Raw genomic sequence first — 26,218 nt, 5'->3', positions numbered from 1 at the left:
AAGGTTCATTTTTCTTTTTTGAACCCTTACCCTTAATATTTTTCATTTTTAGTCTTCAATGAATACGAAATATAGCGATCTGATCACTCAAACATATGAATTTCCCCAGGTAGAATTCTCTACTAAGGGAGATAGCTTGGCGTTTCATGGTATTCCTTTAGAGCAATTGGCAGCTCAGTATGGTACGCCATTGAAATTTACTTATTTACCTAAAATTTCCGAAAATATAAATAGGGCTAAAACCTGGTTTAAAAAGGCCATCGCTGAACACAATTATAAAGGTTCATACAATTATTGTTATTGTACAAAAAGTTCGCATTTTAGTCATGTATTGCAAGAGGCACTTAAAAATGATATCCATCTAGAGACTTCATCGGCCTTTGATATTGAAATCATAGAAAACCTAAAACAGCAAGGGTTGGTTTCAAATGACACCTATGTAATTTGTAACGGGTTTAAGCGCGAACGTTACATCGAAAATATCGGCAGATTGCTCAATAATGGCCACCACAATTGCATTCCAATCATTGATAATTACGAAGAGCTAGATTTGCTTACAGAAGAAATCAAAGACTCCTTTAAGGTGGGTATTCGTATCGCTTCTGAAGAGGAACCCAAGTTCGAATTCTACACCTCTAGACTGGGTATTGGTTATAAAAACATTGTGCCGTTTTTTGAGCAGCAAATCAAGAATAATGAACAGGTAGAGCTGAAAATGTTGCATTTTTTCATCAACACCGGTATTCGAGACAATGCCTATTATTGGAATGAACTTATGAAATGTCTTAAGGTATACATTCGCTTGAAAAAGGCATGTCCCAGTTTAGATAGTTTGAATATTGGAGGTGGTTTTCCAACAAAAAATTCTTTGGCCTTTGAATTTGACTATGAGTATATGGTCTATGAGATTGTGAACCAGATCAAATTAGCTTGTGATGAAGCCGGTGTTGCCGTTCCGCATATTTTTACCGAGTTCGGTAGTTTTACGGTCGGCGAAAGTGGTGGTGCCATTTATGAAGTACTCTACCAAAAACAACAGAACGATCGTGAAAAATGGAATATGATCAATTCGTCTTTTATCACCACTTTGCCTGATACTTGGGCCATCAATAAACGATTTATCATGTTGCCCATTAACCGCTGGAACGATGAGTACGAGCGGGTTTTATTGGGTGGACTCACCTGTGATAGTGATGATTATTATAATAGCGAGCAGCATATGAATGCCATTTATTTGCCAAAATTTAAAAAGGATAAACCACTTTATATTGGCTTTTTCAATGTTGGAGCCTATCAAGAATCTATCGGTGGTTTTGGGGGCTTGCAGCATTGTTTGATTCCCCACCCTAAACATTTACTATTACAGAGAGATGCAGATGGTGAGCTTCAAGTATCCGTATTCAAAGAACAACAGACGGCTTCACAGCTATTAGATATTTTGGGGTATCAGCCCCAAGAAAGAATAAAACCTATTCAAGAAAAAGAGCAGGAATTGACCTCTTAATTCAAAGTAATAAAACTATAAAAGTGGAAACAACAAAAAACTATGCCGGTATTTCCAATGAATTTGCACTGCAAGAAACAGCTAAAATCGTATTGATACCTGTTCCTTATGATGGTACCAGTACTTGGGGTAAGGGAGCCGATAAAGGTCCTAATGCTTTTTTGGAAGCTTCTGAGAATATGGAGCTTTATGATATTGAAACAGAGACCGAAGTATATCGACAAGGTATTTATTTGGCCGACGCGATTACTGAAAATAGTTCTCCTGAAGCCGTGGTCAACAAAGTACATGAGACTACTAAAAAGTATATCAAACGTAACAAGTTCGTTACCTTGTTTGGTGGCGAACATAGTATTTCGATTGGTTCCATTAGAGCATTTAACGAACATTTTGAAAATTTGACCGTTCTGCAGTTAGATGCCCATGCAGATTTACGAGAAACATATGAAGGTACACCTTATAACCATGCTTGCGCGGTACATGAGGCCAATAAAACCTCCAATTTGGTTCAGGTAGGCATACGTAGTATGGATTTGATCGAAAAAACCTTCATGAACGAAGAGCATACGTTTTTTGCGCATGTTATGATCAATGATGACTTTTGGATGGATAAGGTGCTAGAGGCCTGCACAGAAAATGTGTTCATTACTTTTGATTTGGATGCTTTTGACCCATCTATTATGCCTTCAACCGGTACACCAGAGCCTGGAGGACTTTTATGGTATGAAACTCTAGAGTTGCTGAAAATGGTTTTTGAAGAAAAAAATGTGGTTGGTTTTGATATCGTCGAGCTTTGTCCGAATCCTGCCGATAAATCTTCAGACTTTCTAGCGGCCAAATTATACTATAAAATGCTTTCTTATAAATTCAATGAAGCACAAGTAGATGAAGAATATGAGAGCGGATTTACTTCCAAAGAAAACAACAATCAAAAATTCAAATTTGAAGATGAGTGACAAAGGGGCTATTAGCCAATTTATCGAAAAATATTACTTACACTTTAATGCTGCCGCATTGGTAGATGCCGCAAAAGGGTATGAAGAACAGCTGCATAATGGAGCTCAAATGTTGGTGTCTTTGGCAGGCGCTATGTCAACCGCCGAGTTGGGTAAGATTTTTGCGGAAATGATCCGGCAAGACAAGGTGCACATCATTTCCTGTACCGGTGCAAATTTAGAAGAAGATATTATGAATTTGGTGGCGCATTCACATTACAAACGCGTACCAAATTACCGTGACCTTACCCCCCAAGATGAATGGAATTTATTGGAAAAAGGTCTTAACAGGGTAACAGATACCTGTATTCCTGAAGAAGAGGCCTTTAGAAGAATTCAGAAGCATATTGTAAAAATTTGGAAAGATGCCGAAGCCAATGGCGAACGTTACTTGCCTCATGAGTATATGTACAAACTATTGCTTTCTGGTGTCTTGGAAGAATATTATGAGGTTGATCTAAAGGATTCGTGGATGTATGCCGCTGCAGAAAAGAATTTACCCATTGTTTGCCCTGGTTGGGAAGACAGTACCATGGGAAATATTTTTGCCTCTTATGTTCTAAAAGGAGAACTAAAGGCGAGTACCATGAAATCGGGAATCGAGTACATGACCTTTTTGGCAGATTGGTATACTGAAAATTCTAAAAACGGAATTGGGTTCTTTCAAATAGGTGGAGGTATTGCAGGTGATTTCCCAATTTGCGTAGTGCCAATGCTCTATCAAGATATGGAAAGAACCGACACGCCATTTTGGAGTTATTTTTGCCAAATAAGCGATTCTACTACAAGTTATGGATCTTATTCTGGTGCCGTACCCAATGAGAAAATAACATGGGGAAAATTAGACATCAATACACCTAAATTTATTATCGAGAGTGATGCAACTATTGTTGCGCCTTTAATTTTTGCTTACCTTTTAAATATGTAATTATGGACAAGCACGCACACTTAAATAAAGTAATCGTAGATTTTAAGAAATTGACTCCTGAAGTTTTAAAGCTTACCGTGGAAAGGTACCCTGACGGATACGATGATGAAGATATCATTTCTTACCGTAACTCAAATGGAGAGCTTGTAGAGGCCGTTGAAGTGATAACATCCGATACCAAGTATTTAGTAAAAATCAGTGAGAAGTTAGAAAAGACCATGGCCAATTACGACGAAGCCGATTATGAGGATTTTGATGACGATGACCCCAATGCGGTGGTAGAACCTGACCCGAATGATATGTTGAATGACGAAGATGTAGAAGATTAGATATATTTTGATTTTAGAAAACGTGATTTTTCTATTCGAAACTTGACGTCTTTCAAGTATTAATTCTTTAAACTGTTTACATGAAAAATGCACCTTTTCACCTTTCGTTGCCATGTTCAAGCATTAATGAGACCAAAGCGTTCTATGTTGATGTTTTAGGGGCTGAGCAAGGCAGAAACTCTCATCTTTGGTTAGATATTAATTTATTCGGCAATCAAATAACCTTTACCAAATCTGGTGAATTCGACTTTTCTTTTAAGTCCTATAAATTTGAGAATACCATATTACCTTCTTTCCATTTTGGAGTAATTATAGATAGAGAAACTTGGAATTTACTTTACAAGAAATTGGTTGCTTCGAGTTATGAAATCACTACTGAAGTAACTTTTCTTAAACAACAAAACGGGGAGCATAGATCTTTTTTTATTGAAGACCCAAATGAATATACTGTAGAATTCAAATGTTTCGAAGATGCCAATGAAATGTTTGAGCAGTAAGCCCTTGTTGTAAGGGGATAATTTTTTTCAAAAACTTGTTTTGCTTTAAAAATGAAAGACTTGCAAATTATAGGTAGTGAAGAGTGGTGCGTTTTTGAGAGTTTGGGAATACCGGCCATCAAAGCAAGAATAGATTCTGGAGCAAAAACTTCTTCAATTCAAGCAACGAATACAAAAGTGGTACTCAAAGGAGGTCAAGAATGGGTTAAGTTCGAGGTCAACCCTTTACAAGAGAACCGCAGTATTTCAATTGCTTGCGAGGCACTTTTGGTAGACCGTCGTATGGTGAAAAGTTCTTCAGGTATCTCAGAAGAACGGTTAGTAATTAAAACCAAATTGACGTTGGGCGAAGCGGCTTATGATATAGAACTTACCTTGGCCAATCGTGATACTATGGAGTTTCGCATGCTGCTGGGTCGAGAGGCATTGACGAATCGATATATCGTTAATCCGGCAGAAAACTATTTGCGGCAAGATTTTACCGAAACGGAGATTAATACCAAATATGCCCCTTTTTTTAAGGAAAAAACAGGTTTAAAAATTGCGCTTTTGGCCAGTAATCCGCAATTGTACAGTAATAAACGTATCATTGAGGCTGCTGAGGCAAGGGGTCATGAAATTGTTTTTTTAAATGTAGAGCTCGCATACATGAAATTGGATGCCCGCTCCCCTGAGATTCGTTATCGTGGGGGTAATATACTTAATGAGTTTGATGCCATCATACCAAGAATAAAACCTTCGGTAACTTTTTATGGATGTGCTTTATTACGTCAATTTGATAATTTGGGAGTGTATTGCCAGAATTCAGCTGAAGCCATAAGCCAATCAAGAGATAAACTTTTCGCTTCGCAGCTGTTCTCTAAGAATGATATACATATTCCTATTACAGGTTTTGCCAAGTCACCGATTGATACCAAAGATCTGATTAAAATGGTCAATGGCGCACCCTTGATTATCAAGCTTTTAGAAAGTACACAGGGCAAGGGAGTAGTGCTGGCAGAAACAAATAAGGCCGCAGAAAGTGTCATTAATGCTTTTAAAAGTGTACAGACCAATATTTTGGTGCAAGAATTTATTAAAGAAGCCAACGGACAAGATATTCGTTGTTTTGTGGTAAACGGTAAGGTTGTTGCCAGTATGCAACGCCAGGCCCAAAAAGGAGAGTTTAGGGCAAATATTCACCAAGGTGGTTTGGCATCTATTGTAAAAATCACCCAAGAAGAAAGAAAATTGGCCTTAAAGGCGGCGAAAGTATTAAACTTGGCAGTTGCAGGTGTTGATATTATAAGATCTAATAAAGGACCTTTACTATTGGAAGTTAATTCTTCCCCGGGATTGGAGGGTATAGAGAATGCAACTGGCAAAGACATTGCAAACGAAATGATTGTTGCCATTGAGAAGAAGTTAAAATTTAAGATTTAGCTTAAAAGTTATTTGCCCAAATTCGCTAACATCTCTTTAGTGGTTTTTTCTAAATCAAACTCTGGTTTCCAGTTCCAGTCTTCTGAAGCTTTAGAATCGTCTATACTACTTGGCCAAGAATCGGCAATGGCCTGTCTAAAATCGGGTTCGTAACTCATTTCAAAATCTGGAATGTGATTTTTTATACTGGCAGCAATTTCCTCAGGCCCGAAACTCATGGCCCCTAAATTATATGAAGATCGTATTTTAAGGGTATCAGAATCTGCATCCATAATTGAAATGGTGGCCCTTATCGCATCATCCATGAACATCATGGGCAGTTTCGTTCCTTCCGCCAGAAAACAGGTATATTTTTTATCCTCCAAAGCTTTGTGATAGATTTCAACGGCATAATCGGTGGTGCCGCCACCTGGTAGGGTTTTCCAGCTAATCAGCCCAGGATAACGTACGCTTCGCACATCGACCCCGAACTTGTTAAAGTAATATTCGCACCATCGCTCTCCAGATTGTTTACTGATGCCATAAACAGTACTTGGCTCCATAAGCGTGTTTTGAGGCGTTTGCTCTTTTGGTGTATTGGGTCCGAAAACAGCAATACTTGAAGGCCAAAAAACCTTGGTTATTTTCTTTTCTTTGGCCAGATTTAAAATATTGAACAAAGAATTCATATTCAGGTTCCAGGCCCGCATGGGGAATTTCTCTGCCGTGGCACTTAACATAGCGGCCATTAAATACACTTCTTCGATTTCGTAATGCATTACCACATCTTCGATGGCGGCATAATCAGTGGCATCTAATAATTCGAAAGGCCCCGATTGCATTAAGCTGTCGCTTCCTTCTCTAATATCACTGGCGATTACAGAATCTGCACCATATTTTTCGCGTAAGGCCATAGTCAGCTCGGTACCAATTTGGCCACAAGCGCCTATAATTAAAATGGATTTTTGCATTTAAAAAGAAGTTAATTGAATTGGCCCGTAAAGATAGCTTATCTTAAAATTTGTACTTTCGTTTTATGCAGAAATTGTGGATTTATTTTCTCCTTATCGGGATAGTATTCAGTTGTAAAAAAGAAACCCAACCTGAAGTGGCAGATGCAAATCTGTCTGAGTTTACAGCATTTCAGAATACTCCAAAAACGCAAGATATCAATGCTGAAGCCATGATAATTTTAAAAGATTGGGCAGAGTTTACCTCATTTCAAAAAAGTTTTGATTTTATGTATCGTGCGGGTAATAACGAAGATTTGGTGTTGGCAATAGATGATTTGTTAGAGAAAGAAAATAACCTAAGGGAATCTAAATATCCCGAAGAATTTGATAAAACACAGATAAGGAGCAGGCAAAAAGTATTGAGAACATTTCTTTTGAAGATCAAAGCGAGCTTGGTCGAAAATACCGATGTCAACGAACCCGTAAAACAAATGCTAACGGCAAGAAATGCTTTTAGATACCAGTTTAATATCATTGTAAGCAATAAACTAGATACCAAACTCATACTCGATGAAAATTAAATCAATAATTGCCCTTCTCTTTTTGGGCACTGCTATTTGTCTGGGACAAGATGATGAAAGGAAAGCGATAGATAAGGTTTTGGATTCTTGGCATCAAGCTGCTTCGGATGCTGATTTTGAGGCTTATTTTGATAAAATGACCTCAAAAGGGGTGTTTTTAGGCACAGATGCGACCGAAAATTGGCAAAATCAAGAATTTAGAGCGTATGCAAAACCACATTTTGATAAGGGTAGGGCATGGAGTTTTATCGCTGTAGAGCGAAACATTTATAGCCATGATTTCGATAATTCGGCTTGGTTCGATGAGCTTTTAGATACCCAAATGGGTCTATGCAGAGGTTCAGGAGTGGTACAGAAAGTAGATGGTACTTGGAAAATTGCGCATTACGTATTGTCTATTGCAGTACCCAATGAAAATGTTGCTGAACTCGTTGCTCTTAAGAAAGAAAATGATAGTACCCTTACGGCAAAACTAAAGGCGAAAAAATAGTCTATTTTGTTTGTGATACGCTAAATTTAGGTGGCGATTGCCAAAGTACATTTACAATCATCCACTTTCCATTTTCTTTCATTAAACTCAAGTAATCTATTCCCCAAACCGCGGTTACCTTGGCACTGGCGGTTTTATCGGAAACTTCGAAGACTTTTACTTCTTTTGGAGAATTTTCATCCGTTCTATTTCCACTGGCATTCCATCTTTTTGCCAACCCGACCAGTTTGTCAAATGGCATCTCTAATTGTTCGGAATATATACTTTCATCATCCTTAAAATAGAAGCCTGTTTTACGAACGCTTTTATGAACACTGCGATATGCCAATGTAGTATCGGCTTCGTAAAATGTATTGATATAGTCTAAACAAGCTGCCTTTACACCAGCGATTTCTGTATTCGAATCTTGAGCACTCAGTGACGAAGCTATAACTAGAAGTAAGACAAATGTAAAAATTCGTTTCATAAAATTGATTTTGGTACAACTAAAGATAAAATAAGTTTGATTTTAACTGTAAAAAAGCATGTTAAACTTTAATATTCAGTTAGTTGTATAAAAAAAGAGGCTTAGGGGCCTCTTTCTTATTAGGTTACATGCAACACTATTCTTCTGTCGGTGGAGCTTGCTTTCTTGACTCTAAAGCTTGTTTGCTTAAGCTTGCCAAGTTAAAATTGGGATCAATTTTTAGCGCTTCATCCATATAAACAATGGCAGCATCGATATCTTCTTTGTTGGTATTGAACTGTACCAAACCCTTTAAATGTGTAAAAGCGGCTTTTAAAGAAGCCTCATAAGGCTGCTGACGTTCATAGAAAGCATATTTCATATCATCTTTGGCATTTGCCAGACCATACTCAATATTAGTGGCCGCACCTTCACTATCGCCTACCTGTATTTTTAAGTCGGCTAGCTCATAGGCTACATAGGCACTTGGATTTCGCTTGAACATCGTTTCAAAATGTACAATGGCACGTTGTGGTTGATTTAATGCCTTTAAGGAAACGGCCTTAATTTGTACGGCTAAGTCAGAATCGTTAGCTTCACTTTCAATACCTACAGTATTTAAAGCTTGAAGGTGCTGATTGTTCTTCATATAAACAAAAGCAAGGGTATCTCTGCGTTGCTGAGAGGGAGAAAGTACATTTAGATGCGTTAATGCATTGATAACACCATTGACATCACCTTGTAATTTCATCTCTTTATAGAATGCTTCGTAGTGTGATTGTAAATCTGATTTTGTTTGCGCGGTAGTTGCCAAAACCGTAAAAAATGCTAAGGCCAGCAAAGTTTTTTTCATCTTGTTTCTTTTATAGTGGGGCAAAACTATAAAAATATTGGCTAATAGGCTGTTAAAGAAAACACTATGTTTAAAACAAAAAAAGATGCCTTAAGACATCTTTTTCATTAGCAACTATAATTTTTTAAAGGGCCATATATGTGACATCTTTATTTGCGTACTCTCGCAATAACCGGGCGTAGAACGCCAGACTCTTCACATCTTTCTCTAAACACGATTTAAGAAGAAAATAAATATCTTTAAAAGAGAGACTCAATGGCATTGTAGAAATGACTAGGTTTACCTTTTTAGGGTCGTAATTTTTGTCGCACAAAACAACGTCCATATTTATTCTTTGCCTGTCATAGTCGATGTTTACATCGGCGGCATTATAATACTTTCTGAGAATTGCAGAATGTAGTTCTTTTGATTTCTTTGAAAGCTTTGATTTTGAACAACTGTTCAGAATCAATCTTTCTGTTTCCATCAAGATTCTTGTGCCTAATCTTGAATTTTCCATAACTATACTTTTATATTCGATAGAATAAAGGTATAAATTTAGAGTATAAGTAGCTGATATTCAACTGTATAATTAACTTAAATAGTTCTTAATTGTTGTAAAAAGGAGGTTTTATATGGTGAACTAAGAAATTATTGATGTGTATAGAAAATTATTATTATTAAGAAAATTCTTACAAACAACACATCTTTTAACTATTTTTTCTGCAGATTTTTCAAATATAGGTTTAAGTAGCCCGCGTTTTATAGCCTCATTGGTATAATACTCTTTTTTAGAGGGATGTAGTGGGTATACTCCATTAAAAATTGAATTCCAATAGTTCTTTTCAAGGATAGTTTTAATGATATGGATACAATCTTTTCGGTGAATTAAGTTTACCAATTCCTCACCGTTCTTCAATCCGCTTTTTCCGGCAAGATGATGAATAGGATGCCTATCTTCACCGATGAGTCCTCCAAAACGAATAATAGCAGTATTCAGGGTTTTAACTTCGCTAAAGAGTTTTTCGCTGCGTAGTAATTGTTTGCCAGATTCTGAGATAGGTCTTGGGGCAACAGCTTCCGTTATTTCACCCTCTACATTGCCGTAGACCGAAGTACTGCTCACAAAAACGATATGCTTTACTGAAGCCTTCTGAATTTCTTTTAGTAAAGACTTCATTTTGGATACATAATTTTCGGGATTATCGCCTCTTAGCCCTGGCGGAACATTGACAATAAGTATATGCAGACCTTCTAAAAAGTTTTGTATTTGCCCGGTAATACCGTCTTCATTGAGATTTATATGAAACCCTTCTATACCTTCTCGTTTTAAGGTATCCATTTTGGCGTTTGATGTCGTTGTACCCTTTACCCGATAGCCAGAATTAAGTAGCTCTTTTGCAAGTGGTAGCCCTAGCCATCCGCAACCAATGATCCCAACGATTTTATTCAAACTTTAAAGTTTTGGTGACCAAAATGGCATCGTTCAAAACAAAAGGCATTGGGATGCTATTTTTTGGTCTTTCAGGTACCGAAAACTGCCTATTGGTCAATAAATCATTGGAAGCCTCAAAGAAAGTCAGTTCTAAAGTATCATCTTTTGCAATATGTAGTTCTATTTCGGTAAAGTCGTTATCGGAGACATAATGCGTAATAAGCTTTCCATATCGCCTATGTTCTAAGTAATATTCCGAAAGTTCAATATTGTTCACAGTAGCCTTTGTAATAGCAATAGGGTTTGTAAATACTTCGAGCCGATTTACATCGCGTTGTGGTGTAATACATAGTGAGATTATCCGTTCTGTGCCCACAATTGAATCATGAACAACGTCAATTCTTGGCCCGGCAATGGGTTTTGGTTCAGTTTCGGCAACATAGGTAAACCCTGTACTATACTTACTGCTTATAATATTGGAATCTTCATTTGAAACCGGTTTTTTCTTTTCACCGAAAAATTGGCCGTTCCAGGCAATAGTCCTATTATCATAGGTCGCCCATTTTGCGGTATTATTGTCGGCATCGTAGACATATAACAAACTACTTGGTTTTGGATTTTCTTTTGAGAAACCAGAGTCTAGATGCGCAGAAATACCAAATAAGGCGAACAAGAAGAATGCGAAAATGGTCAAACGTATCGGTGCTTTAATTTGCCTAAATACCGGTATTGCAATAAAATATAAAAGCGTAGTGAAAATAGTGGCGGCAGCCATCATTTTTAGACCCAAACCAACAGGGAACATTTTAATAAATGGAGCGTATATAAATATACCAGGTAAGGCCAAGAACAATAATAGCAAGGCATTGGGTTTTTCTTGATTGATATAAACCATAAAAGCGGCCAATAATCCAAAGAGAGGAACTATAAAAAAACTGGCACCTTTGAGGTAAACCGAAACCAAGCCACAAATCAGTAGCCAAATAAATATAGGTGCTACCAATAAATTAGAAGTGCTGATGTTTTTGAAGCGGTTGTAAATCCAGAAACTTACCCCAAGGGCCAAAAAGACCATACATAAAATATACGTATGCCCGTTATAGGTAAAGCCATGGAGCATATCTTTATAATCAGGATACCACCACTTAAGTGAGGGCCAACTAAAATAACCGAAAAGACCATTTAATACCAAAACAAGAAGCAAGGGCAAAAACCCTATTAATATTGATTTTACATCAAGTTTTTTCTTTTTAAAACCTAAAACCAGAAGGCCACTAAATAACAGCATCGCTAGAGCGAACATTGGCCAAATCCATTCAAAGGGGTACGACACCAATCTAAAGAAAGGAACATTAAAATAAATGTAATCGTCAAGACTCTTTAAATCGTTTAAATCTGCACTACTAAAATGATTTAAAAGTGGCATTAAGTAGCTTCCTTGGTGCACAAGTGAATTTCGATCAAGTCTATCATAATTGTCTAGTGCAGTATGGTAATCGTAGTGATCATCGATAAATGCAAAATTAAAGCCGTCGATATCCCCATCTTCCCTAAAAACAGTTAAATCAGTATCATTTGGTAGCATTTTATAAATACTATAAGCCAATGAATTGGCAACCGGATATTTAGGATTCGCTTTTGTGAATTCTTTGATAAGCTTACCATTTCCTCTATTGGTTTCGATAAGCATATAACTAGGCCCTCCACTACCACGAGCTTCAAAATTTAAAACGAGGCCTACGTCTTTTGCCCAAGGATGTTTGTTGACAAACAAATCGGCACCGTTAAGACCTAGCTCCTCGGCATCCGTTATCAAAACTATAATATCGTTTTTCGGTTTCTTATTTTCTTCTAAAAAAGCACGTAGGCCTTCTAAAACTGTGGCGACACCGCTAGCGGCATCGCTAGCGCCAAATGATGAATGTGGATTGCTATCATAATGTGACATCAATAGCAATGCCTTACCCTGTTCAGAACCTTCTATTCGGGCCAGTACATTTGTGGCCTTGCTTAGATTGCCCCAATCACCTGCGGTATAACCTTCTTGAGTTATAGTCTGCAAGCCCATTTTTTTAAGCTCACCAATAACATAAGCAAGCGCATTGGTATGGGCTGGAAAACCAACAGCATGAGGTTGTAACGAAAGCTGTTTTACATGCTTTAAGGCATTCTCAGTTGAAAAAGAGCCTGTATCGACTATAACATTGCCTTTATAAGCCGGCATTAAGGATTTAAAACTATAATAGACAGCAAGCGCAAGAAGCAGCAGGGCAAGTGTTCTTGTAAGTTTCATAGGTGTTTTTAGTTGGTCCATAAAAGTATAAAAATAAACAGCTGTAATGCATTTGAACGTAAAAATTGATGTAAATGCTTAAAAATCACTAACTTTAATAATCAACCAAAAATGTAAAGCGTATGGCAATCAAGAGTTTTCAAGGAGCAAGGGCAAAGACGACAGGAAAGAAAGAATATGATGCTGCAATTCTAGTAACGGATTACATGACCACAAAACTGGTCACGTTCTCGCCTGATCAATCTATTTTGGAGGTCATGGAGGCTTTTGCAAAACACCATATTTCAGGGGGCCCTGTAATGGATAGTAATGGTTTTTTGGTGGGAATCATTTCTGAGGCAGATTGTATGAAGCAAATTTCTGAGAGCCGCTACTTTAACCAGCCTATTTTAGATAAGAGTGTAGAGCGTTTTATGACTAAAAACGTACAGACCATTCCGCATGATATGAGTATTTTCGATGCTGCAGGCGTATTTGATAAACACAATAGAAGAAGACTGCCTGTAATGAAAGATGGTATACTGGTTGGTCAAATAAGCAGAAAAGATATTGTTGTGGCGGCACTTAAATTGACGGGCCAAAACTGGAAATAGATTACTCTCGTTTTACGAGCATATAATAATCATTATCTAAAGGAAGATACCCTAAATCATAAACAAAGAAATAGGTGCTTCCTTTTTTTGTGGTGTAGAGATTGGTGATGTATTCAAAATCAAAACCCTTATCCAGTAACCTTGTCTTTGTAGTTCGCGTTTTTCCATCTTTTAATTCAAAACTGTCTAGAATGCGGTAGTTCTTGCGAAGTCTGTTATTGATGTTGCGCACGAGATTTTTACTGTCTTTATTAATTTTATTGTTATAGGCATTACGGCAGTAGTCCGAACAGAATTTTTTATCTATTCTTCCTTTAATTTCATCTCCGCATTCCAAACACTTTTTCATTGGTGCCGTTATTTTTTGTAATTGAAGACAATCTCGCTTTTAGTGCCATCATCATTACCAATTAAACCATAGATGTTCATCTCTTCTGGGCTCACATTTTCAAAGGTGAAACCATCAAAATAGACACGATTGCTATCTGCTTTAATAAATCTAAATTGTTGTACTTCATCTTTTTCTTCCCACCCGTGTAAATTAGTATCAAAATGTTTTAACTCGAATATTAGACTATTGTTAAGTTCACGGATATGCCCTACCTCATAAAAATTAACCTTGTCATCTAACATCTGGCGAAAAACGAACATCATAGAACCACCACTCGCTGGACTCCAGATTTCCTCGGTAGTTCCTCCAAAAGCCATTCCTTTCCAGTGTCCTTCCATCCAAGAAACTAAGGTTATTTTAGCTTCTGTAGACTCTTGTCCTTTAGGTAACTGAAGTGTGTTTTGGCCATAAGTGGATGCAAAACTTATTGCCAATAGAAAAAGTAAAACTCTCATAATGTTGTTCTTTTAGTAATGACGAACAAAGGAACGTACATTGGACTTATTCTATAACAATATCGTATTTTTTCAATAAACCCAAAACACTTTCTTTGCTGAAAATGGCTTTTTTAATCTGATTGTTTTCAGGACTCAAGGCTAAGTTAAAGACGGTTGTAAAGTTTGCTTTGGTAAGAATCGTTTGTTCAAAAACAGCTCTGTTTAAATTAGAGTTGGTGAAAGTTGAGGCTGTTAGGTCGGTCTCCGTAAAATCTGTTTCTACGAGACTGCAGTCTTTAAAAACCGTATGCTTCATACGTAGGCCAAAAAAAGAAGCAAAATCTAGCATACAATTTTCAAAACGCAGCGATATCAATGAGCCGTTGACATCTTCAAATCGTAAACCGATCAGTTTACAATCTCTGAAGGTTACATCGTTAAAAATACTGTGTTTAATATTTGTATTGCTCAGGTCGCAAGTCATAAACTCACATTCAGCAAAATTCTGATTATCCAAAAAGCCATTTTGAAATTGGCATCCCTCAAAAACACATTCCTCGTAATCGGCACGGGGTAAACGAGTAGTAGTGAATTTTTCGTTCTTAAAGTTTTTTCCAGTAATGAATTTCGTATTCATTAATCTTCGGTTAACAATAATGCGGGTAAATTCAGTGACCTGAACAAGCTATTGAACGTCTCCATCTCCGTATTGACTATTGTATTTTTTTCTTGCTCAAACGCATTCCAGTCGGTCAATAAATCGTGTAATCGCTCTTTGGCACCCTTAGTGACTTTAGGCTCGGCAACGTCAACAAAACCTTTTAGGTGCAATAAGTCGGCATTGAGTTGATTGTTAAAGTTAATGACATCTTGAAATGTCTTTTGATTCGGTTGAATAAGGTTTTCTTCCCATGCCATAATGCGTTTTTCTAAAGCCTTGCCTTTTTCAAGCAATTCCTTAGCGGACTGGTTATCTTTCAGTAATTTCTGATAGTTCTTTAATTGTGCCTTTGCGGAGCGCATTTGATTAACCGAGTTGTGCATTTTCTTTACGGTTTCGTCTATCGTTTGTAATACTTGTTGCTGCTCGGTGTAATCTGCTGCCGTACCTTGTACTGATGGATTGGGCAAAACAATAGCCGAAGTTTCAACGACCTCATTTTCTGAGCTCAACCTAAGTGTGTAGGTGCCCGGGCCAACTCTATGACCAGCGGAGTTTCCGAAAACGAACACTTTTTCTACACTGGGTAGAGATTCAGTTCTAAAGTCCCATGTAAATCGGTTATATCCTTTTTTGGAAGGGAGCACAGCCGGTTTTGGAGGTCCACCAGGCCATGACTTAAAACTCTTTGCCTTTTGGTTGGTATAGCTCCGTATAATTTTACCGTCATATAAAACCTCTAATTTTAACTTAGTTGAATCTAACTTTTTTGGTAGGTAATAATCAAATGTCACTCCAGATTTTGGGTTTTGTCCTAAACCAGGAACAGGCTTTTCTTGGCTTCCGCCAAAAATACGGTAGCTCGGTTTTGGTTGTACGATGCTCAGTTTATCCAAAGAAGCCATACTATTTTGAATCGCTCCGACATCATCCAATATCCAAAAAGAGCGCCCTGCGGTGGCAGCTACTAAATCATTATCTTGAATAGTTAGATCATTGATTGGTAAAATCGGTAAATTCAACTGAAATTTTTGCCAATTTTGACCATCATCCAAAGAAATATAGAGCCCCGTTTCTGTACCTGCATACAATAGCCCTTTTTTCTTTTTATCCTCACGAACAACGCGAATAAAAGTATGTTTATCAGTAATGCCATTCGTGATTTTTGACCAAGTTTTTCCGTAGTCGGAAGTTTTAAAGGCGTATGGTTTTAAATCCATCGACTTGTATCGCATCACGGCGATATAGGCCGTAGCCGGATCATGAGGTGAAACTTCAATACTATTTATGATGCCATTCCCAATATTCAGTGGTGTAATGTTAGTCCAATTGGCACCACCATCTCTAGTGATATGAAGCAGGCCATCATCACTACCTGCGTAAAGTAAACCCTGTTCGTGCGGAGATTCTACCAAATACATAAGGGTATTGTAGTTTTCTCCACCTGCGGCTTCATTGGTGTATGGTCCGCCGCCAGGGCCTTGTTTGTCTTTTTCGTTTCGGGTTAGATCAGGGCTGACAACGTCCCAACGCTGCCCGCCATCCGTAGTTTTAAAAACTACATTGCCCGCGTGGTAAATTGTATTTCGGTCATGTGGTGAACTAATGATCGGCGCGTTCCAGTTGTAACGATATTTAAAGTCTTTGGGAACTTTGCCCAGACCAAGTTCTGGATATTCTTTTATGGGTTTTCCTTCGCGTGATGCTTTTACCCATTTTTCAATAATTCCTTGATAACATCCACCGTAAACCACTTCAGGATTATCTGGGTCAAAAGCTAAATAAGCACTTTCACAACCGGCCACAGAATACCAATCTTTCCAGTCAATACCTGCATCATTTGTTCTGCTGGCAATGGCAATGGCCGAATTATCTTGCTGCCCACCGTAAACATTATAAGGCACTAAATTATCTGTAATAACTCGGTAGAACTGAGAGGTTGCCTGATTTTGCTGGCTACTCCAACTTTTGCCGCCGTTATTCGAGATGTTTGCCCCACCATCGTTCGAATTTATCATTTTTGAATTATCATTGGGATTGATCCATAAATGATGATTATCACCATGAGGCGTAGGTAGTGGCTTAAAAGATTTTCCGCCGTCAATAGACTTGGTCACTGGAGCATTCAAAACATAAACGGTATTTTCATTTTGGGGATCAGCAAAAATCTCCATGTAGTACCAAGAACGCGCAATATTAATACGGTCTTTATTTACCTGAGTCCATTTTTTACCAGCATCAACACTTTTATACACACCACCTTTATCGCCTTCTGCTTCAATAACAGCAAAAACGATATCTGAATTTGCCCGAGAAACCGAGATGCCCGCTTTGCCGAATTCTTTTGGCAAGCCTTCTTTTAGTTGTTTCCAAGTTGTACCCCCGTCGGTAGACTTATAGATTCCCGAGGAAGCACCCCCAGATTCCATCATCCACGGATACCGTTCGTGTTGCCACATTGCTGCGTACAAAATCAGTGGATTATTCATATCCATGGATAGGGAAGAGGCTCCTGTGTTTTCATCTATAAATAATACCCGTTCCCAATTTACACCACCATCCAAAGACCTATAAATACCGCGCTGTTCAGAACGGCCGTACTGAGCTCCTTGGGCCGCAACAAATATGATATCTGGATGATGCGGGTCTATAATTACATCAGAAATATGTCTGGTCTCATCCAGACCGATATGCTTCCATGTTTTTCCGGCATCCGTAGACTTATAGACACCATCTCCCATAGATGTCATTACCCCTCGAGCTGCATGTTCACCCATACCTGTAACCACAATATTAGGGTTGCTTTCTGCAACTGCAATAGCACCCACGGTGCCGGTATTTAATTGACCATCGGAAATATTTTTCCAAGTGATACCATCATCAGTAGTTTTATAGATACCACCTCCTACGGTGCCCATATAATAGGTCATAGGTTGATTCACGACCCCTGTAGAAGTTACACTACGACCACCACGAAAAGGCCCTATATTACGCCATTTAAGCCCTGTATACATAGAATCGTTTAGGGTTACTTTTGGAGATTCATTGTTCTTTTTTCTTCGTTGTGAATTAGTTGATTCTGGAATCAGGATTACTGCTAAAAAGAGAAGCAAAATATGTTTCATTCGTTGTGGTGTTGGTTATTTTAATTTTTTGTCAAGCGCTAAAATTGTATGTAAAAGCACATTGGCACCATTAGCCATATCTTTTGCTGATGTAAATTCTTTTGGGGAATGACTAATGCCATCTTTACTTGGTACGAATATCATTCCTGTAGGTACTATAGTAGCCATATCTTGAGCGTCATGTCCTGCGCCGCTTGGCATATAATGGTAACTAAGCTTAAGGTTTTTTGAAGCACTTTCTATTTCTTTTTGAATTGAAGTAGCTGTTAAAGCAGGATTGGCGGTAGTATCAAGTGGTTCAAAACCTATTTTAACATTAGACTCTTGAGCAATGGCTTTAGCTCTTTCTTTAATACTTTGATATACTTTTTCGATAACATCTGAAGAAAGATCCCTTATCTCTAAACTAGCGATAACTTTACCTGGGATTACGTTCGGTGCTCCGGGTTCCGCTTTTATTCTTCCAACTGTCGCAACCTGTGCACCATTAAAACTATTGGCTACTTCATTTACGGCAACAACAAATTTTGCAGCAGCCAATAAAGCATCTTGTCTTGCATTCATAGGAGTTGTTCCCGCATGGTTTGCGAAACCTTCAAAGGTAACATCCCACCATTTTAGACCTACAATACCCTCTACAATGCCAATATTGAGCTGTTTTTGCTCTAGAATACCTCCTTGCTCTATGTGCAATTCTAAAAAGGCCGCCATAGATTCTTTTTTGCGAACTACTTGATTTAATTTTAGGGTATCACCACCAAGACGCATAATACCTTCGCCCATTGAATAACCTGTAGAATTTTTAACAGAAAATGCACTTTTGGTCAAGTGCCCAGAAATAGCCCTACTTCCCATAACCCCACCTTCTTCATTAGAAAATATTATAATCTCCAATGGGTGATTGGTTGTAATATTCTGCTCTTGCAAAACAGTTAAGACTTCTATCGAAGCCATAGACCCAACACAACCATCATAGTTGCCCCCATTTGGTACTCTATCAATATGCGAACCAAAAGAAATTAATTTTTTAGAAGGGTCTTTACCTTTACGTCTGCCGATGATATTACCAGCATAATCGATATGTACCTTGAGTTTTAATGCTTCTAGAGTTTCTATAATCCATTTTCGAGCTTCAATGTCCGCATCGCTAAAAGCTACTCCTTCCGTATCCCCATTTTCTTGTAATCCGAATTTGGCTAAGTCAAAGATGCGCTGCTCCAATCGATCTTGAACCACAGTTGGTAATTTTTGCTGTGCCAAGAGGGGGGCAGTTATAAATACTATAACTAGCGGAATTTGAAGTACTTTCATTTGGTTGGAAATTAGTACCTAGAAAGATACTAAATCAAAATGTATATCCATCCACAAAAAATACTATTGCAAAAGTCTGAATTTAACATTTACGGTGGCTTCAACCTTTATTTTTTCAAATCCAATGTCTAATGGTTCCGGTGTAGAGGCATCTTCCATAACCATAGCTTTCATTCGCATTTGGGGCTGGTTGTATCTTGGATAATACGGCTGTGAATTATCAACGATATGAATGGCAACACCTACTTTTTGACCAAGAGGTTCGGTAAGGGCTTCGGCTTTTCGTTTTGCCTTTTTTACGGCTCTTGATTTAAGGGTGAGTTCCAATTCATCCATTTTAGAATATTCCGTTTTTTCGAGATAGGCGTTGGCGATATCTAAATTTTCTAATGCCGCCATAACTTTACCAGCTGTTAATCCGTCGTAGACCAATAAAGAATATTGTTTGCTTTTCAGCACTTCTTTAGAGCGCAAAAAATATTTTTTATAGTTGCTGGCAAGGTCTTTAATCGTTAATTGCTTATCGATATCTATGCCTAGATTTTTAAGGCTTTGTGCCATTTTATTTTCTTGTTCTTCAACAGATTTTTTTCCTTTTGAATCCTTTTCTTGAATCGTAATATTCAAATAGATTTTATCAGGGTCTACCAAGGTATCTACCCTAGCCGAGGTCTCTAGATAAGAAACATCAAGAAAGTTTTTTGTCTGTGACATAAGTGATGATATTGCAAATAATGCGATTAGTGTAAAAGTTTTTTTCATGACCTTAATTTAAAAGGAAAGTTACTAAATAAATCTATGGATTAATTTACGCCTAAAATTTTCATGGGCAATTCGTCTATCCATTGCGTACTGCCCAGATAATTACTTAGGTTTTCTGCAACCCTCATATTATGCTCTTTGGTAGCAGTGGTATTCAGCATATTACATCCTTTATTTCTGAAACCAATGTTATATTTTTTAGTAAAAGATTTCATTTTTTCTGTTACGATATCAGTAATGCCATGATATACAAAGTAATCTGCCACGTGTATCGACTCAGGTTTTTTTATCATATTATTAGTGGCGTGAGCGTGCGGGCCGGTTAAGAAGAAACCAAGGAGTACAAAGAATAGAATATTACGGAACATAGTGGTTGTTTATAGTAAAGACGATAGTTTAACAGAAGAGTGGCAAGAATTGTTCCGTTTTTTAATTAGGTTGGTGTTTACCTGCTTTTAACTATTCAACCAATTTTTAAAATCACTCGTTTTTGGTCTACTAACTATAAACTCTTGATCTCTTGCGTTGGCCACGGCCAATTTTACCCGGTGATTAAAGTAAGGGTCTATCTTTTCAATTGCGCTTTTCGAGACGAGTTGACCACGGTTTATTTTAAAGAATTCATTGGTCTCGAGGGTGCCGAATAGTTCGTCAATAGTTTCATTTATGATGAAACGTTTGGTCTTGGTTACTCCAAAAGTGATACTTTCTTCAGAGTAGAAGTATAAAAATTCAGCAACTTTTACCTGAAAAAAACTGTTGCCTTCCTTTACCAAAAGCCCATCTCTTTTATGCATTGTCTGCATTGATTGAAGTAATTGTTTTAAAATAGCAGGTTCAGGAGCTGATGGTTTGTTGGTCTTATCAAACTTTTGTAGGGCCGCATCCAATTCTTCTTTTTGTATAGGTTTTAAGAGATAGTCAACGCTGTTGACTTTAAATGCCTGTATGGCATACTGGTCAAAAGCGGTAGTAAATATAATTGGCGCCTCAACACTAATTTTTTGAAAAATCTCAAAGCTTAACCCGTCAGCTAATTGAATATCCATAAAAACGAGGTCCGGATTGCTATTTTGTTGAAACCAAAGCACCGAATCTTCTACAGTGTCGATAATATTCAATAGTTCGTATTGAAAATCACAGGTTCTTAGCATTTTCTGCAACTGATTTGCCGCTCTAGCTTCATCTTCAATTATGAGTACTTTCATTATATTTCTTTTGATCTGCTATTTGCAATAACGGAATGGAAATTTGAAATTGACCTTCATCATTTTTAATTTCAATCGATTTGCCCGAAATTAAATGATAGCGTTTTTCAATGTTTTTTAAACCCACTTTTGTTGAGGGTAACTGCGTAGATTTTGGTTGAATTTTATTGGAAACTACGAGATGGTCATTGTTGGCCGATACGCTAATCAAAAGTGGTCTGGCCTTTGAAATTACATTGTGCTTTATTGCATTTTCAAGTAAAAGTTGCAAGCTCATTGGTACGACCATACTTTTTAGGGCTGTATTCGGTACATTCCAATTTACTTTAAGGTTTTCACCAAACCGTTCAGACTGTATGTGTATGTACGACTTGGCAAACTTTAATTCTTCTTGTAAAGAGGTTAGATTGGCATTACCTGATTCTAGTATAAACCGATAGACGTTGGCTATTTTGTCTACAAATTCTTTGGCATCTTCTTTAGAATTTTGATCTATGATATCCCTTAAGGTATTAAGTGTATTGAATAGAAAATGTGGTTGAGCCTGGTTTCTTAAGGTGTCTAATTCGGCCTGAACCATTGCCTGTTTGGCCTGTTCTTTTTCTATGATTGATTTTTTAAATCGCACATAATAGTAGATGGCCTCATATATGGCCATGGTCATTGTACTTATTATAATAACAGGTAAAAGAACCTTAGAAAAGCTTTGTGCGTTATAGTTTCTTTTAAAGATGAGGGTCAATATTTTATTTCCAATAAAATCAACTAGTATAACAGTACCTACAATAGCAAGAAACAATAGTACAAGACGCTTTCCAACATCTTCGAAATTGGTATATTTCTTCCGCAAAAGAATAATAACTTTTCTTATAATAAGCCAATTACATATAGTAAAAAATAAGGATACACTCCAACTGATTAAGGCTTCCACTAAAGGAAGACGAAAGAACGATTTGCTAAATAAATAGTCTGTAACAAAGCTCAGAACAATAATTCCAATGATCATAAACCAAAAATCATTGAAACCTAAATACTTTATTCGTTTTTCGTTTTTAACAAGCATTTCCGTTTTTTATAATTGAATCAATGCCATACCCATTTTGGCTTGATAAAAGGTATATGCTATCCAACCTGCATAGAGTAGTCCAAAAATGGTAACCGCTAGAATTTGGTTTTTGTTCGTAAAGTTCCATTTTTTAGTGACCCATAGTGCAAATAACGGAATTACCTGTATGGCGTGTAGGCCAAAAAAATGCGCTACTCTTAAATCACCGGCAATGGTACTCCAATTTACCAATGGTAGACCGGCCCCACCATCAGCAACACCAACATTATGTGCCATTTGGCTTATCATTTGACCGCCAACCCAACTGCCGAACACTACAATTATCCAACCTAGTAATATGGCCCATTGAATTGATTTGGCTGTATTTAGTTTTAAGCGTATCGTATCGAAGATAAACAATACCATGATCAAGACATTTATTGCGATTAAAATTCCCATGGCCGCAAATAGAATTCCGTCAAAGGGGGAAGAGATATTGTAGTGCGATTGTACACCTCTTGCCGCTTGGTAGATGATAATGCCAATTTCTAACAATAAGGTTATGGCAACAACATTTGTTATAATACTACGCTTTCTTTTTGAATAGGGATAAAGTGTCGTTAAAATACCCAGGGTAAGAATATAGATGCCTCCAGAGATGGAGAATTTTAATGGCTTTATCCATACATTAATGCCCATAAGGGTTCTGTCGTCTATGGCCAACCCTATTGCACATATTATTGCAAATATGACATGAAGTATGACCACCCAATAAAGAATGGGACTTGCTTTTTTTACGGGATTGAGTATTTGGTTTAGATATTTCATGGCTGATTCGTTTTAATGGTTTTGATGATCATAAAGGCTAAAAACCCTATTGGGCCTAGCATAAAAGTGCCCAGTAGGCATGGAGCTATTAAGAGTTGATGAATTTTTAACGTTTTGTTTTGGTCCAACATCCACATGCCCACCAAAAGGTCAAAGGCGAGGTAATGTACCCAACCTGCTAGAACAGCATTTTCGGCAGTAAATAATTGCATGACCGATGCTAAGCTACCGAAGTCCATTCCGCCTCCTGCTTTGATGGCTATGAAAATATAGATGGCATAGACTAGGGCCAGTGTCAGTGGAATTATTTTATAATCGATTAAGAATCGGGTGACTTTCCACTTGGGTAGAAAAATCATAAGAAGCCACATGGGCATGGCGGCGAGATTAGTTACGGAAAATACTTCTGTTGGTGACATATATTTGTTTTTAAGGTTGATGAATTCTGATTCAAAGATGTGCCTGTTCAGCGAAAAATAGAATTACTTTAGGTTGAATCATCGTTAAATAAGATTGAATTGTATATAGTTCTCTTCTTAGGGCATCTATATATATTATGGGATAGGAATAAAACAAAAAAAAGGGTAAAAGCCAAGCGACCTTTACCCTATATTATGGAATTGTCAATGTATCCTTAGTAATGAAAGTTCCCCAAATCTAACCAAAACCCGTAGGAATACTCTTATAAAACTTTAAATTATTGCTTTTATTGCATTCTTAATCTGAAAAAAATCTTAGTTCCTTTTCGTATATAGATGCCTATGTGGAGGCATCTATATACAAAGTGGGACATGACAGTTAAATAAAATATTCTGAATAAAGAACAATACCTAAACCTAAAGCACTCCCAATCATGCGCCATATAAAAATATCTCTGTCTTGTTTTTTAGACTTTTTGAAATGATATAAGTTATATCCAAAAGCAACCATGAAAGCTAAGTAGACAATATATAAGCTCATTTTATAAAGTTAACACAAACCCTCCTGAACCTAAAAAAGAATCTTAGTTCCTTCTCGTATATAGTTGCCTAAGAAAATTCGATTGATAAGGCGGATTTGCTAGAATTTGATCGAACGGATTGAATTTCGTAACTTTACAGCATGAAAAAAGGGGCGTCCGCCAAGAACAACCCCTTTTCCGACGGTAATTACTTAAAGCCCTATCCTAATGAGAGACGGCACACTTTAATTTTCTCGTCTAATTGACTCCTAATGATGGAATCGAATGTATTTTAAAGCTCCTAAACCTAGGAGCTTTTTAATTTCTAAAAATCTATACTCTTCTTTTTTGGAGCTTCTACCAAACTTTTATTATACATATGCTTGGGTAAAGGCTCATCTCCTAATAGCTCATCGAGCCATTTAGCAGAACCCCAAAAAGTGTTTTTAAGTGAATTGTTTACCTTAATATTAGTGATAGCGCCTTTTGTTTCTCTTTTTATTGAAGAAAGTAACGCAGAAACCCTTCTGCTGACCCATTTCTCATCTTTATTCCAATATGGTAACAATATATTGGTAATCTCACTATTGTGTAAGAACCGATTTTCTTTTTCCAATATGTAAATAATTTGATCAAATTGAGAAGCGTTTTTAGGAAAAGAATCATCCTCTATTGCTTTTTTAGGAGCTGACGTATCTACATCTTCCCCTAGTTCTCTTAAAAGTTCATTTATATAATCTAACCTGTCTAAGAGAGCTTTTTTATCAGCGAGTAATCGTTTTTTAAGTTCCATAACGTATAATATTAATTTGCAAAATCCGTTATTTTATGGTACTTTTGAACCATAAAATAGAGACGGTGGTGGGACTCAAACCCACAAAAAACAGCTTGCAACACTGACACCTTAACCAGTTCAGACACACCGTCCCTTAATAATTTATTGAAAATCCAAAAGCCTTTTAGTTGTCCAGACGAGAAGGCTTTTTTCATTCTACACTACAAAGATACAAAAAATAATAATACACAAAATTAGAGAATAGAACATAGAAAAATACATAAATCTAAAATGTTCATTTCATCGTATATGGCCTGTTGATTATAGCTATTTAGAAGGTATAATTCCGTAATAACACGTGTTATTACGGAATTATAAATCATTTTTGATATATAAAATGCGATACAAATTGTTAATAACTCATGTTTTATGTTACTTTATGTATCATTTTTTGATGTATTTATTGTAAAATATTAGGTATTTAATGGGACAAGTCGTATCTTTGAGTATCTAAATAAAACCAATGCAATTCAAGTCATTACCTCAATTATTAGATTTCTTCAAGGATGAAGCCACAGGAATAGCTTATTATGAAACTATCCGTTGGGGCGGTGAACCTCATTGTCCTCATTGTGGTTGCGAGAAACCATACAAAACTAATAGAGGTTGGAAGTGTAGGGATAAAGAATGTCATAAGAAATTCACGGTTAGGGTAGGTACTATATTCGAAAACTCTAAAATTCCTTTTCGCATTTGGTTTGCTGCGATATGGTTGGCAACAGAACATAAGAAAGGTATTTCTAGTGTTCAGCTTGCGATTGATTTAGGAATTACACAAAAGACAGCATGGTTTGTTCTTCATAGAATTAGAGAAATGCTAAGAGAAAAAGCACCGCAAATGTTGGGTGAAAATAAAATGGTAGAGATTGATGCGAGTTATGTTGGTGGTAAGGAGTCTAACAAACATTTACGTAAAAGACGCTCTCAGAACGATAAAAACTTAACTAATGAGGGTGAGCCTTATAAAGCTAAGAAAGCCATCATAGGAATCATTGAGCGTGATGGTAAGGTAGCTTTAAAGCACGTATCGGGTGAGACTACCAACATTATGGTAGATTTTGTCAAAACTCACGTGCCTGCCGATAGCACCATCTATTCAGATGAAGCGGCAGCATACAAGCAGTTGAAGAAAACCTATAAGCACGATAACGTTAAGCATTCATTGAATATTTATGTAGAGGGTCAAGTACATACCAATACAATAGAGAACTTTTGGAGTGTTTTAAAGCGTGGTCTTTATGGTGTTTACCACCAAGTAAGTGATAAGCATATTAGCCGTTATTTAGATGAGTATGCAGCGAGATTCAATAATCGTTCTAAAACATCAAACCAAAGGTTTCATCAGTTTTTGGAAGGGTCGGAGAGTGTTTTAAGCTATAAAGGTCTTGTGAAATAAAAG

28 protein-coding genes and 1 tRNA gene are annotated in these 26,218 nt (G+C 37.1%); 10 read left to right on the top strand and 19 right to left on the bottom strand.

What is annotated here, in order from left to right:
- The first annotated feature begins 58 nt into the window (after nt 1-58).
- The 6 genes from ACFSQJ_RS18160 (at nt 59) to rimK (ending at nt 5,675) form a co-directional block, all read left to right on the top strand.
- On the top strand, nt 59-1,504 hold the full coding sequence (locus ACFSQJ_RS18160; RefSeq protein ID WP_377768319.1) for an arginine decarboxylase: 1,446 nt from the start codon (nt 59-61) through the stop codon (nt 1,502-1,504).
- Nucleotides 1,505-1,527: 23 nt separating this feature from the next.
- Nucleotides 1,528-2,460, top strand: coding sequence for an agmatinase (gene speB, locus ACFSQJ_RS18155; RefSeq protein WP_377768318.1), 933 nt, complete (start codon nt 1,528-1,530; stop codon nt 2,458-2,460).
- Nucleotides 2,453-3,427, top strand: coding sequence for a deoxyhypusine synthase family protein (locus ACFSQJ_RS18150; protein ID WP_377768317.1), 975 nt, complete (start codon nt 2,453-2,455; stop codon nt 3,425-3,427). Before speB ends, ACFSQJ_RS18150 begins: the two co-directional genes overlap by 8 nt.
- 2 nt (nt 3,428-3,429) lie before the next feature.
- Nucleotides 3,430-3,756, top strand: coding sequence for a hypothetical protein (locus tag ACFSQJ_RS18145; protein WP_377768316.1), 327 nt, complete (start codon nt 3,430-3,432; stop codon nt 3,754-3,756).
- Nucleotides 3,757-3,836: 80 nt separating this feature from the next.
- Nucleotides 3,837-4,253 (top strand): VOC family protein, encoded by a 417-nt coding sequence (locus ACFSQJ_RS18140; RefSeq protein ID WP_377768315.1) that lies wholly within the window; start codon nt 3,837-3,839, stop codon nt 4,251-4,253.
- Nucleotides 4,254-4,304: 51 nt separating this feature from the next.
- Nucleotides 4,305-5,675 carry a 30S ribosomal protein S6--L-glutamate ligase gene (rimK, locus tag ACFSQJ_RS18135; protein WP_377768314.1) on the top strand — a complete coding sequence of 457 codons (1,371 nt, stop codon included), beginning with the start codon at nt 4,305-4,307 and terminating at the stop codon, nt 5,673-5,675.
- Nucleotides 5,676-5,683: 8 nt separating this feature from the next.
- On the opposite strand, the gene ACFSQJ_RS18130 is transcribed toward rimK, so the two are convergent.
- Nucleotides 5,684-6,625 (bottom strand): NAD-dependent epimerase/dehydratase family protein, encoded by a 942-nt coding sequence (locus ACFSQJ_RS18130; RefSeq protein WP_377768313.1) that lies wholly within the window; start codon nt 6,623-6,625, stop codon nt 5,684-5,686.
- Nucleotides 6,626-6,690: 65 nt separating this feature from the next.
- On the opposite strand from ACFSQJ_RS18130, the gene ACFSQJ_RS18125 reads away from it, so the two are divergent.
- Complete coding sequence (locus ACFSQJ_RS18125) at nt 6,691-7,188, top strand: hypothetical protein (RefSeq protein ID WP_377768312.1); 498 nt, start codon at nt 6,691-6,693, stop codon at nt 7,186-7,188.
- Nucleotides 7,178-7,678, top strand: coding sequence for a nuclear transport factor 2 family protein (locus tag ACFSQJ_RS18120; RefSeq protein ID WP_377768311.1), 501 nt, complete (start codon nt 7,178-7,180; stop codon nt 7,676-7,678). Before ACFSQJ_RS18125 ends, ACFSQJ_RS18120 begins: the two co-directional genes overlap by 11 nt.
- 1 nt (nt 7,679) lies before the next feature.
- Here the strand turns inward: ACFSQJ_RS18120 and ACFSQJ_RS18115 are convergent, their stop codons facing one another.
- The 5 genes from ACFSQJ_RS18115 to ACFSQJ_RS18095 form a co-directional block, all read right to left on the bottom strand.
- Nucleotides 7,680-8,144, bottom strand: coding sequence for a nuclear transport factor 2 family protein (locus ACFSQJ_RS18115; protein ID WP_377768310.1), 465 nt, complete (start codon nt 8,142-8,144; stop codon nt 7,680-7,682).
- A gap of 136 nt (nt 8,145-8,280) precedes the next feature.
- Complete coding sequence (locus tag ACFSQJ_RS18110; RefSeq protein ID WP_377768309.1) at nt 8,281-8,976, bottom strand: hypothetical protein; 696 nt, start codon at nt 8,974-8,976, stop codon at nt 8,281-8,283.
- A gap of 124 nt (nt 8,977-9,100) precedes the next feature.
- Nucleotides 9,101-9,475 (bottom strand): hypothetical protein, encoded by a 375-nt coding sequence (locus ACFSQJ_RS18105; protein ID WP_377768308.1) that lies wholly within the window; start codon nt 9,473-9,475, stop codon nt 9,101-9,103.
- A gap of 123 nt (nt 9,476-9,598) precedes the next feature.
- Nucleotides 9,599-10,408 (bottom strand): NAD(P)H-binding protein, encoded by an 810-nt coding sequence (locus tag ACFSQJ_RS18100; RefSeq protein ID WP_377768307.1) that lies wholly within the window; start codon nt 10,406-10,408, stop codon nt 9,599-9,601.
- On the bottom strand, nt 10,401-12,683 hold the full coding sequence (locus ACFSQJ_RS18095; RefSeq protein WP_377768306.1) for a M20/M25/M40 family metallo-hydrolase: 2,283 nt from the start codon (nt 12,681-12,683) through the stop codon (nt 10,401-10,403). The genes ACFSQJ_RS18100 and ACFSQJ_RS18095 overlap by 8 nt, the downstream gene beginning before the upstream one ends.
- A 122-nt stretch (nt 12,684-12,805) precedes the next feature.
- Between ACFSQJ_RS18095 and ACFSQJ_RS18090 the strand changes: the two genes are divergently transcribed.
- A complete protein-coding gene (locus tag ACFSQJ_RS18090) occupies nt 12,806-13,276 on the top strand; it encodes a CBS domain-containing protein (protein WP_377768305.1) in 471 nt (156 codons plus the stop codon).
- A gap of 1 nt (nt 13,277) precedes the next feature.
- On the opposite strand, the gene ACFSQJ_RS18085 is transcribed toward ACFSQJ_RS18090, so the two are convergent.
- From ACFSQJ_RS18085 to ACFSQJ_RS18025, 13 genes are all read right to left on the bottom strand, one after another.
- A complete protein-coding gene (locus tag ACFSQJ_RS18085; protein ID WP_377768304.1) occupies nt 13,278-13,625 on the bottom strand; it encodes a hypothetical protein in 348 nt (115 codons plus the stop codon).
- An 8-nt stretch (nt 13,626-13,633) separates the two neighbouring features.
- The gene (locus ACFSQJ_RS18080) at nt 13,634-14,122 is read right to left on the bottom strand and encodes a DUF6265 family protein (protein WP_377768303.1); all 489 of its coding nucleotides are present in this window, start codon (nt 14,120-14,122) and stop codon (nt 13,634-13,636) included.
- A 46-nt stretch (nt 14,123-14,168) separates the two neighbouring features.
- Nucleotides 14,169-14,741 carry a pentapeptide repeat-containing protein gene (locus ACFSQJ_RS18075; protein WP_377768302.1) on the bottom strand — a complete coding sequence of 191 codons (573 nt, stop codon included), beginning with the start codon at nt 14,739-14,741 and terminating at the stop codon, nt 14,169-14,171.
- On the bottom strand, nt 14,741-17,890 hold the full coding sequence (locus ACFSQJ_RS18070; protein ID WP_377768301.1) for a VPS10 domain-containing protein: 3,150 nt from the start codon (nt 17,888-17,890) through the stop codon (nt 14,741-14,743). The genes ACFSQJ_RS18075 and ACFSQJ_RS18070 overlap by 1 nt, the downstream gene beginning before the upstream one ends.
- Before the next feature lie 15 nt (nt 17,891-17,905).
- Nucleotides 17,906-19,201, bottom strand: coding sequence for a Zn-dependent hydrolase (locus ACFSQJ_RS18065; RefSeq protein ID WP_377768300.1), 1,296 nt, complete (start codon nt 19,199-19,201; stop codon nt 17,906-17,908).
- 63 nt (nt 19,202-19,264) lie between these two features.
- Entirely contained in the window at nt 19,265-19,963 is a 699-nt protein-coding gene (locus ACFSQJ_RS18060) for an SIMPL domain-containing protein (RefSeq protein WP_377768299.1), read from the bottom strand.
- 41 nt (nt 19,964-20,004) lie between these two features.
- Nucleotides 20,005-20,331: an FEKKY domain-containing protein gene (locus ACFSQJ_RS18055; protein ID WP_377768298.1), complete on the bottom strand. Its 327-nt coding sequence runs from the start codon at nt 20,329-20,331 to the stop codon at nt 20,005-20,007.
- Nucleotides 20,332-20,418: 87 nt separating this feature from the next.
- Nucleotides 20,419-21,171 carry a LytR/AlgR family response regulator transcription factor gene (locus tag ACFSQJ_RS18050; protein WP_377768297.1) on the bottom strand — a complete coding sequence of 251 codons (753 nt, stop codon included), beginning with the start codon at nt 21,169-21,171 and terminating at the stop codon, nt 20,419-20,421.
- Nucleotides 21,152-22,234, bottom strand: coding sequence for a sensor histidine kinase (locus tag ACFSQJ_RS18045; protein WP_377768296.1), 1,083 nt, complete (start codon nt 22,232-22,234; stop codon nt 21,152-21,154). Before ACFSQJ_RS18045 ends, ACFSQJ_RS18050 begins: the two co-directional genes overlap by 20 nt.
- A 9-nt stretch (nt 22,235-22,243) precedes the next feature.
- Entirely contained in the window at nt 22,244-23,044 is an 801-nt protein-coding gene (locus ACFSQJ_RS18040) for a hypothetical protein (RefSeq protein ID WP_377768295.1), read from the bottom strand.
- Nucleotides 23,041-23,463, bottom strand: a complete 423-nt coding sequence (locus ACFSQJ_RS18035) for an ABA4-like family protein (protein WP_377768294.1) — start codon at nt 23,461-23,463, stop codon at nt 23,041-23,043. The genes ACFSQJ_RS18040 and ACFSQJ_RS18035 overlap by 4 nt, the downstream gene beginning before the upstream one ends.
- 846 nt (nt 23,464-24,309) lie before the next feature.
- A complete protein-coding gene (locus ACFSQJ_RS18030) occupies nt 24,310-24,777 on the bottom strand; it encodes a hypothetical protein (protein WP_377768293.1) in 468 nt (155 codons plus the stop codon).
- Between the two features lie 60 nt (nt 24,778-24,837).
- A tRNA-Ala gene (locus ACFSQJ_RS18025) sits at nt 24,838-24,911 on the bottom strand.
- A 371-nt stretch (nt 24,912-25,282) separates the two neighbouring features.
- Between ACFSQJ_RS18025 and ACFSQJ_RS18020 the strand changes: the two genes are divergently transcribed.
- Nucleotides 25,283-26,215 (top strand): IS1595 family transposase, encoded by a 933-nt coding sequence (locus ACFSQJ_RS18020; protein ID WP_377768292.1) that lies wholly within the window; start codon nt 25,283-25,285, stop codon nt 26,213-26,215.
- Nucleotides 26,216-26,218 lie beyond the last annotated feature (3 nt).

The organism is Croceitalea marina, assembly GCF_042684265.1.
Taxonomy (GTDB): domain Bacteria; phylum Bacteroidota; class Bacteroidia; order Flavobacteriales; family Flavobacteriaceae; genus Croceitalea; species Croceitalea marina.
This window is presented reverse-complemented; position numbering and strand designations above follow the sequence as displayed.

Excerpts from the sequence above, each read along its gene's own strand:
- ACFSQJ_RS18110 (WP_377768309.1), bottom strand. The coding sequence starts at position 8,976 with ATGAAAAAAACTTTGCTGGCCTTAGCATTTTTTACGGTTTTGGCAACT.
- ACFSQJ_RS18080 (WP_377768303.1), bottom strand. The coding sequence starts at position 14,122 with ATGAGAGTTTTACTTTTTCTATTGGCAATAAGTTTTGCATCCACTTAT.
- ACFSQJ_RS18095 (WP_377768306.1), bottom strand. The coding sequence starts at position 12,683 with ATGAAACTTACAAGAACACTTGCCCTGCTGCTTCTTGCGCTTGCTGTC.
- rimK (WP_377768314.1), top strand. The coding sequence starts at position 4,305 with ATGAAAGACTTGCAAATTATAGGTAGTGAAGAGTGGTGCGTTTTTGAG.
- ACFSQJ_RS18040 (WP_377768295.1), bottom strand. The coding sequence starts at position 23,044 with ATGAAATATCTAAACCAAATACTCAATCCCGTAAAAAAAGCAAGTCCC.
- ACFSQJ_RS18055 (WP_377768298.1), bottom strand. The coding sequence starts at position 20,331 with ATGTTCCGTAATATTCTATTCTTTGTACTCCTTGGTTTCTTCTTAACC.
- ACFSQJ_RS18075 (WP_377768302.1), bottom strand. The coding sequence starts at position 14,741 with ATGAATACGAAATTCATTACTGGAAAAAACTTTAAGAACGAAAAATTC.
- ACFSQJ_RS18145 (WP_377768316.1), top strand. The coding sequence starts at position 3,430 with ATGGACAAGCACGCACACTTAAATAAAGTAATCGTAGATTTTAAGAAA.
- ACFSQJ_RS18120 (WP_377768311.1), top strand. The coding sequence starts at position 7,178 with ATGAAAATTAAATCAATAATTGCCCTTCTCTTTTTGGGCACTGCTATT.
- ACFSQJ_RS18045 (WP_377768296.1), bottom strand. The coding sequence starts at position 22,234 with ATGCTTGTTAAAAACGAAAAACGAATAAAGTATTTAGGTTTCAATGAT.
- ACFSQJ_RS18125 (WP_377768312.1), top strand. The coding sequence starts at position 6,691 with ATGCAGAAATTGTGGATTTATTTTCTCCTTATCGGGATAGTATTCAGT.
- ACFSQJ_RS18085 (WP_377768304.1), bottom strand. The coding sequence starts at position 13,625 with ATGAAAAAGTGTTTGGAATGCGGAGATGAAATTAAAGGAAGAATAGAT.
- ACFSQJ_RS18020 (WP_377768292.1), top strand. The coding sequence starts at position 25,283 with ATGCAATTCAAGTCATTACCTCAATTATTAGATTTCTTCAAGGATGAA.
- ACFSQJ_RS18090 (WP_377768305.1), top strand. The coding sequence starts at position 12,806 with ATGGCAATCAAGAGTTTTCAAGGAGCAAGGGCAAAGACGACAGGAAAG.
- ACFSQJ_RS18070 (WP_377768301.1), bottom strand. The coding sequence starts at position 17,890 with ATGAAACATATTTTGCTTCTCTTTTTAGCAGTAATCCTGATTCCAGAA.
- ACFSQJ_RS18115 (WP_377768310.1), bottom strand. The coding sequence starts at position 8,144 with ATGAAACGAATTTTTACATTTGTCTTACTTCTAGTTATAGCTTCGTCA.
- ACFSQJ_RS18105 (WP_377768308.1), bottom strand. The coding sequence starts at position 9,475 with ATGGAAAATTCAAGATTAGGCACAAGAATCTTGATGGAAACAGAAAGA.
- ACFSQJ_RS18160 (WP_377768319.1), top strand. The coding sequence starts at position 59 with ATGAATACGAAATATAGCGATCTGATCACTCAAACATATGAATTTCCC.
- ACFSQJ_RS18050 (WP_377768297.1), bottom strand. The coding sequence starts at position 21,171 with ATGAAAGTACTCATAATTGAAGATGAAGCTAGAGCGGCAAATCAGTTG.
- ACFSQJ_RS18065 (WP_377768300.1), bottom strand. The coding sequence starts at position 19,201 with ATGAAAGTACTTCAAATTCCGCTAGTTATAGTATTTATAACTGCCCCC.
- ACFSQJ_RS18030 (WP_377768293.1), bottom strand. The coding sequence starts at position 24,777 with ATGGAACTTAAAAAACGATTACTCGCTGATAAAAAAGCTCTCTTAGAC.
- ACFSQJ_RS18150 (WP_377768317.1), top strand. The coding sequence starts at position 2,453 with ATGAGTGACAAAGGGGCTATTAGCCAATTTATCGAAAAATATTACTTA.
- ACFSQJ_RS18060 (WP_377768299.1), bottom strand. The coding sequence starts at position 19,963 with ATGAAAAAAACTTTTACACTAATCGCATTATTTGCAATATCATCACTT.
- ACFSQJ_RS18130 (WP_377768313.1), bottom strand. The coding sequence starts at position 6,625 with ATGCAAAAATCCATTTTAATTATAGGCGCTTGTGGCCAAATTGGTACC.
- ACFSQJ_RS18035 (WP_377768294.1), bottom strand. The coding sequence starts at position 23,463 with ATGTCACCAACAGAAGTATTTTCCGTAACTAATCTCGCCGCCATGCCC.
- ACFSQJ_RS18140 (WP_377768315.1), top strand. The coding sequence starts at position 3,837 with ATGAAAAATGCACCTTTTCACCTTTCGTTGCCATGTTCAAGCATTAAT.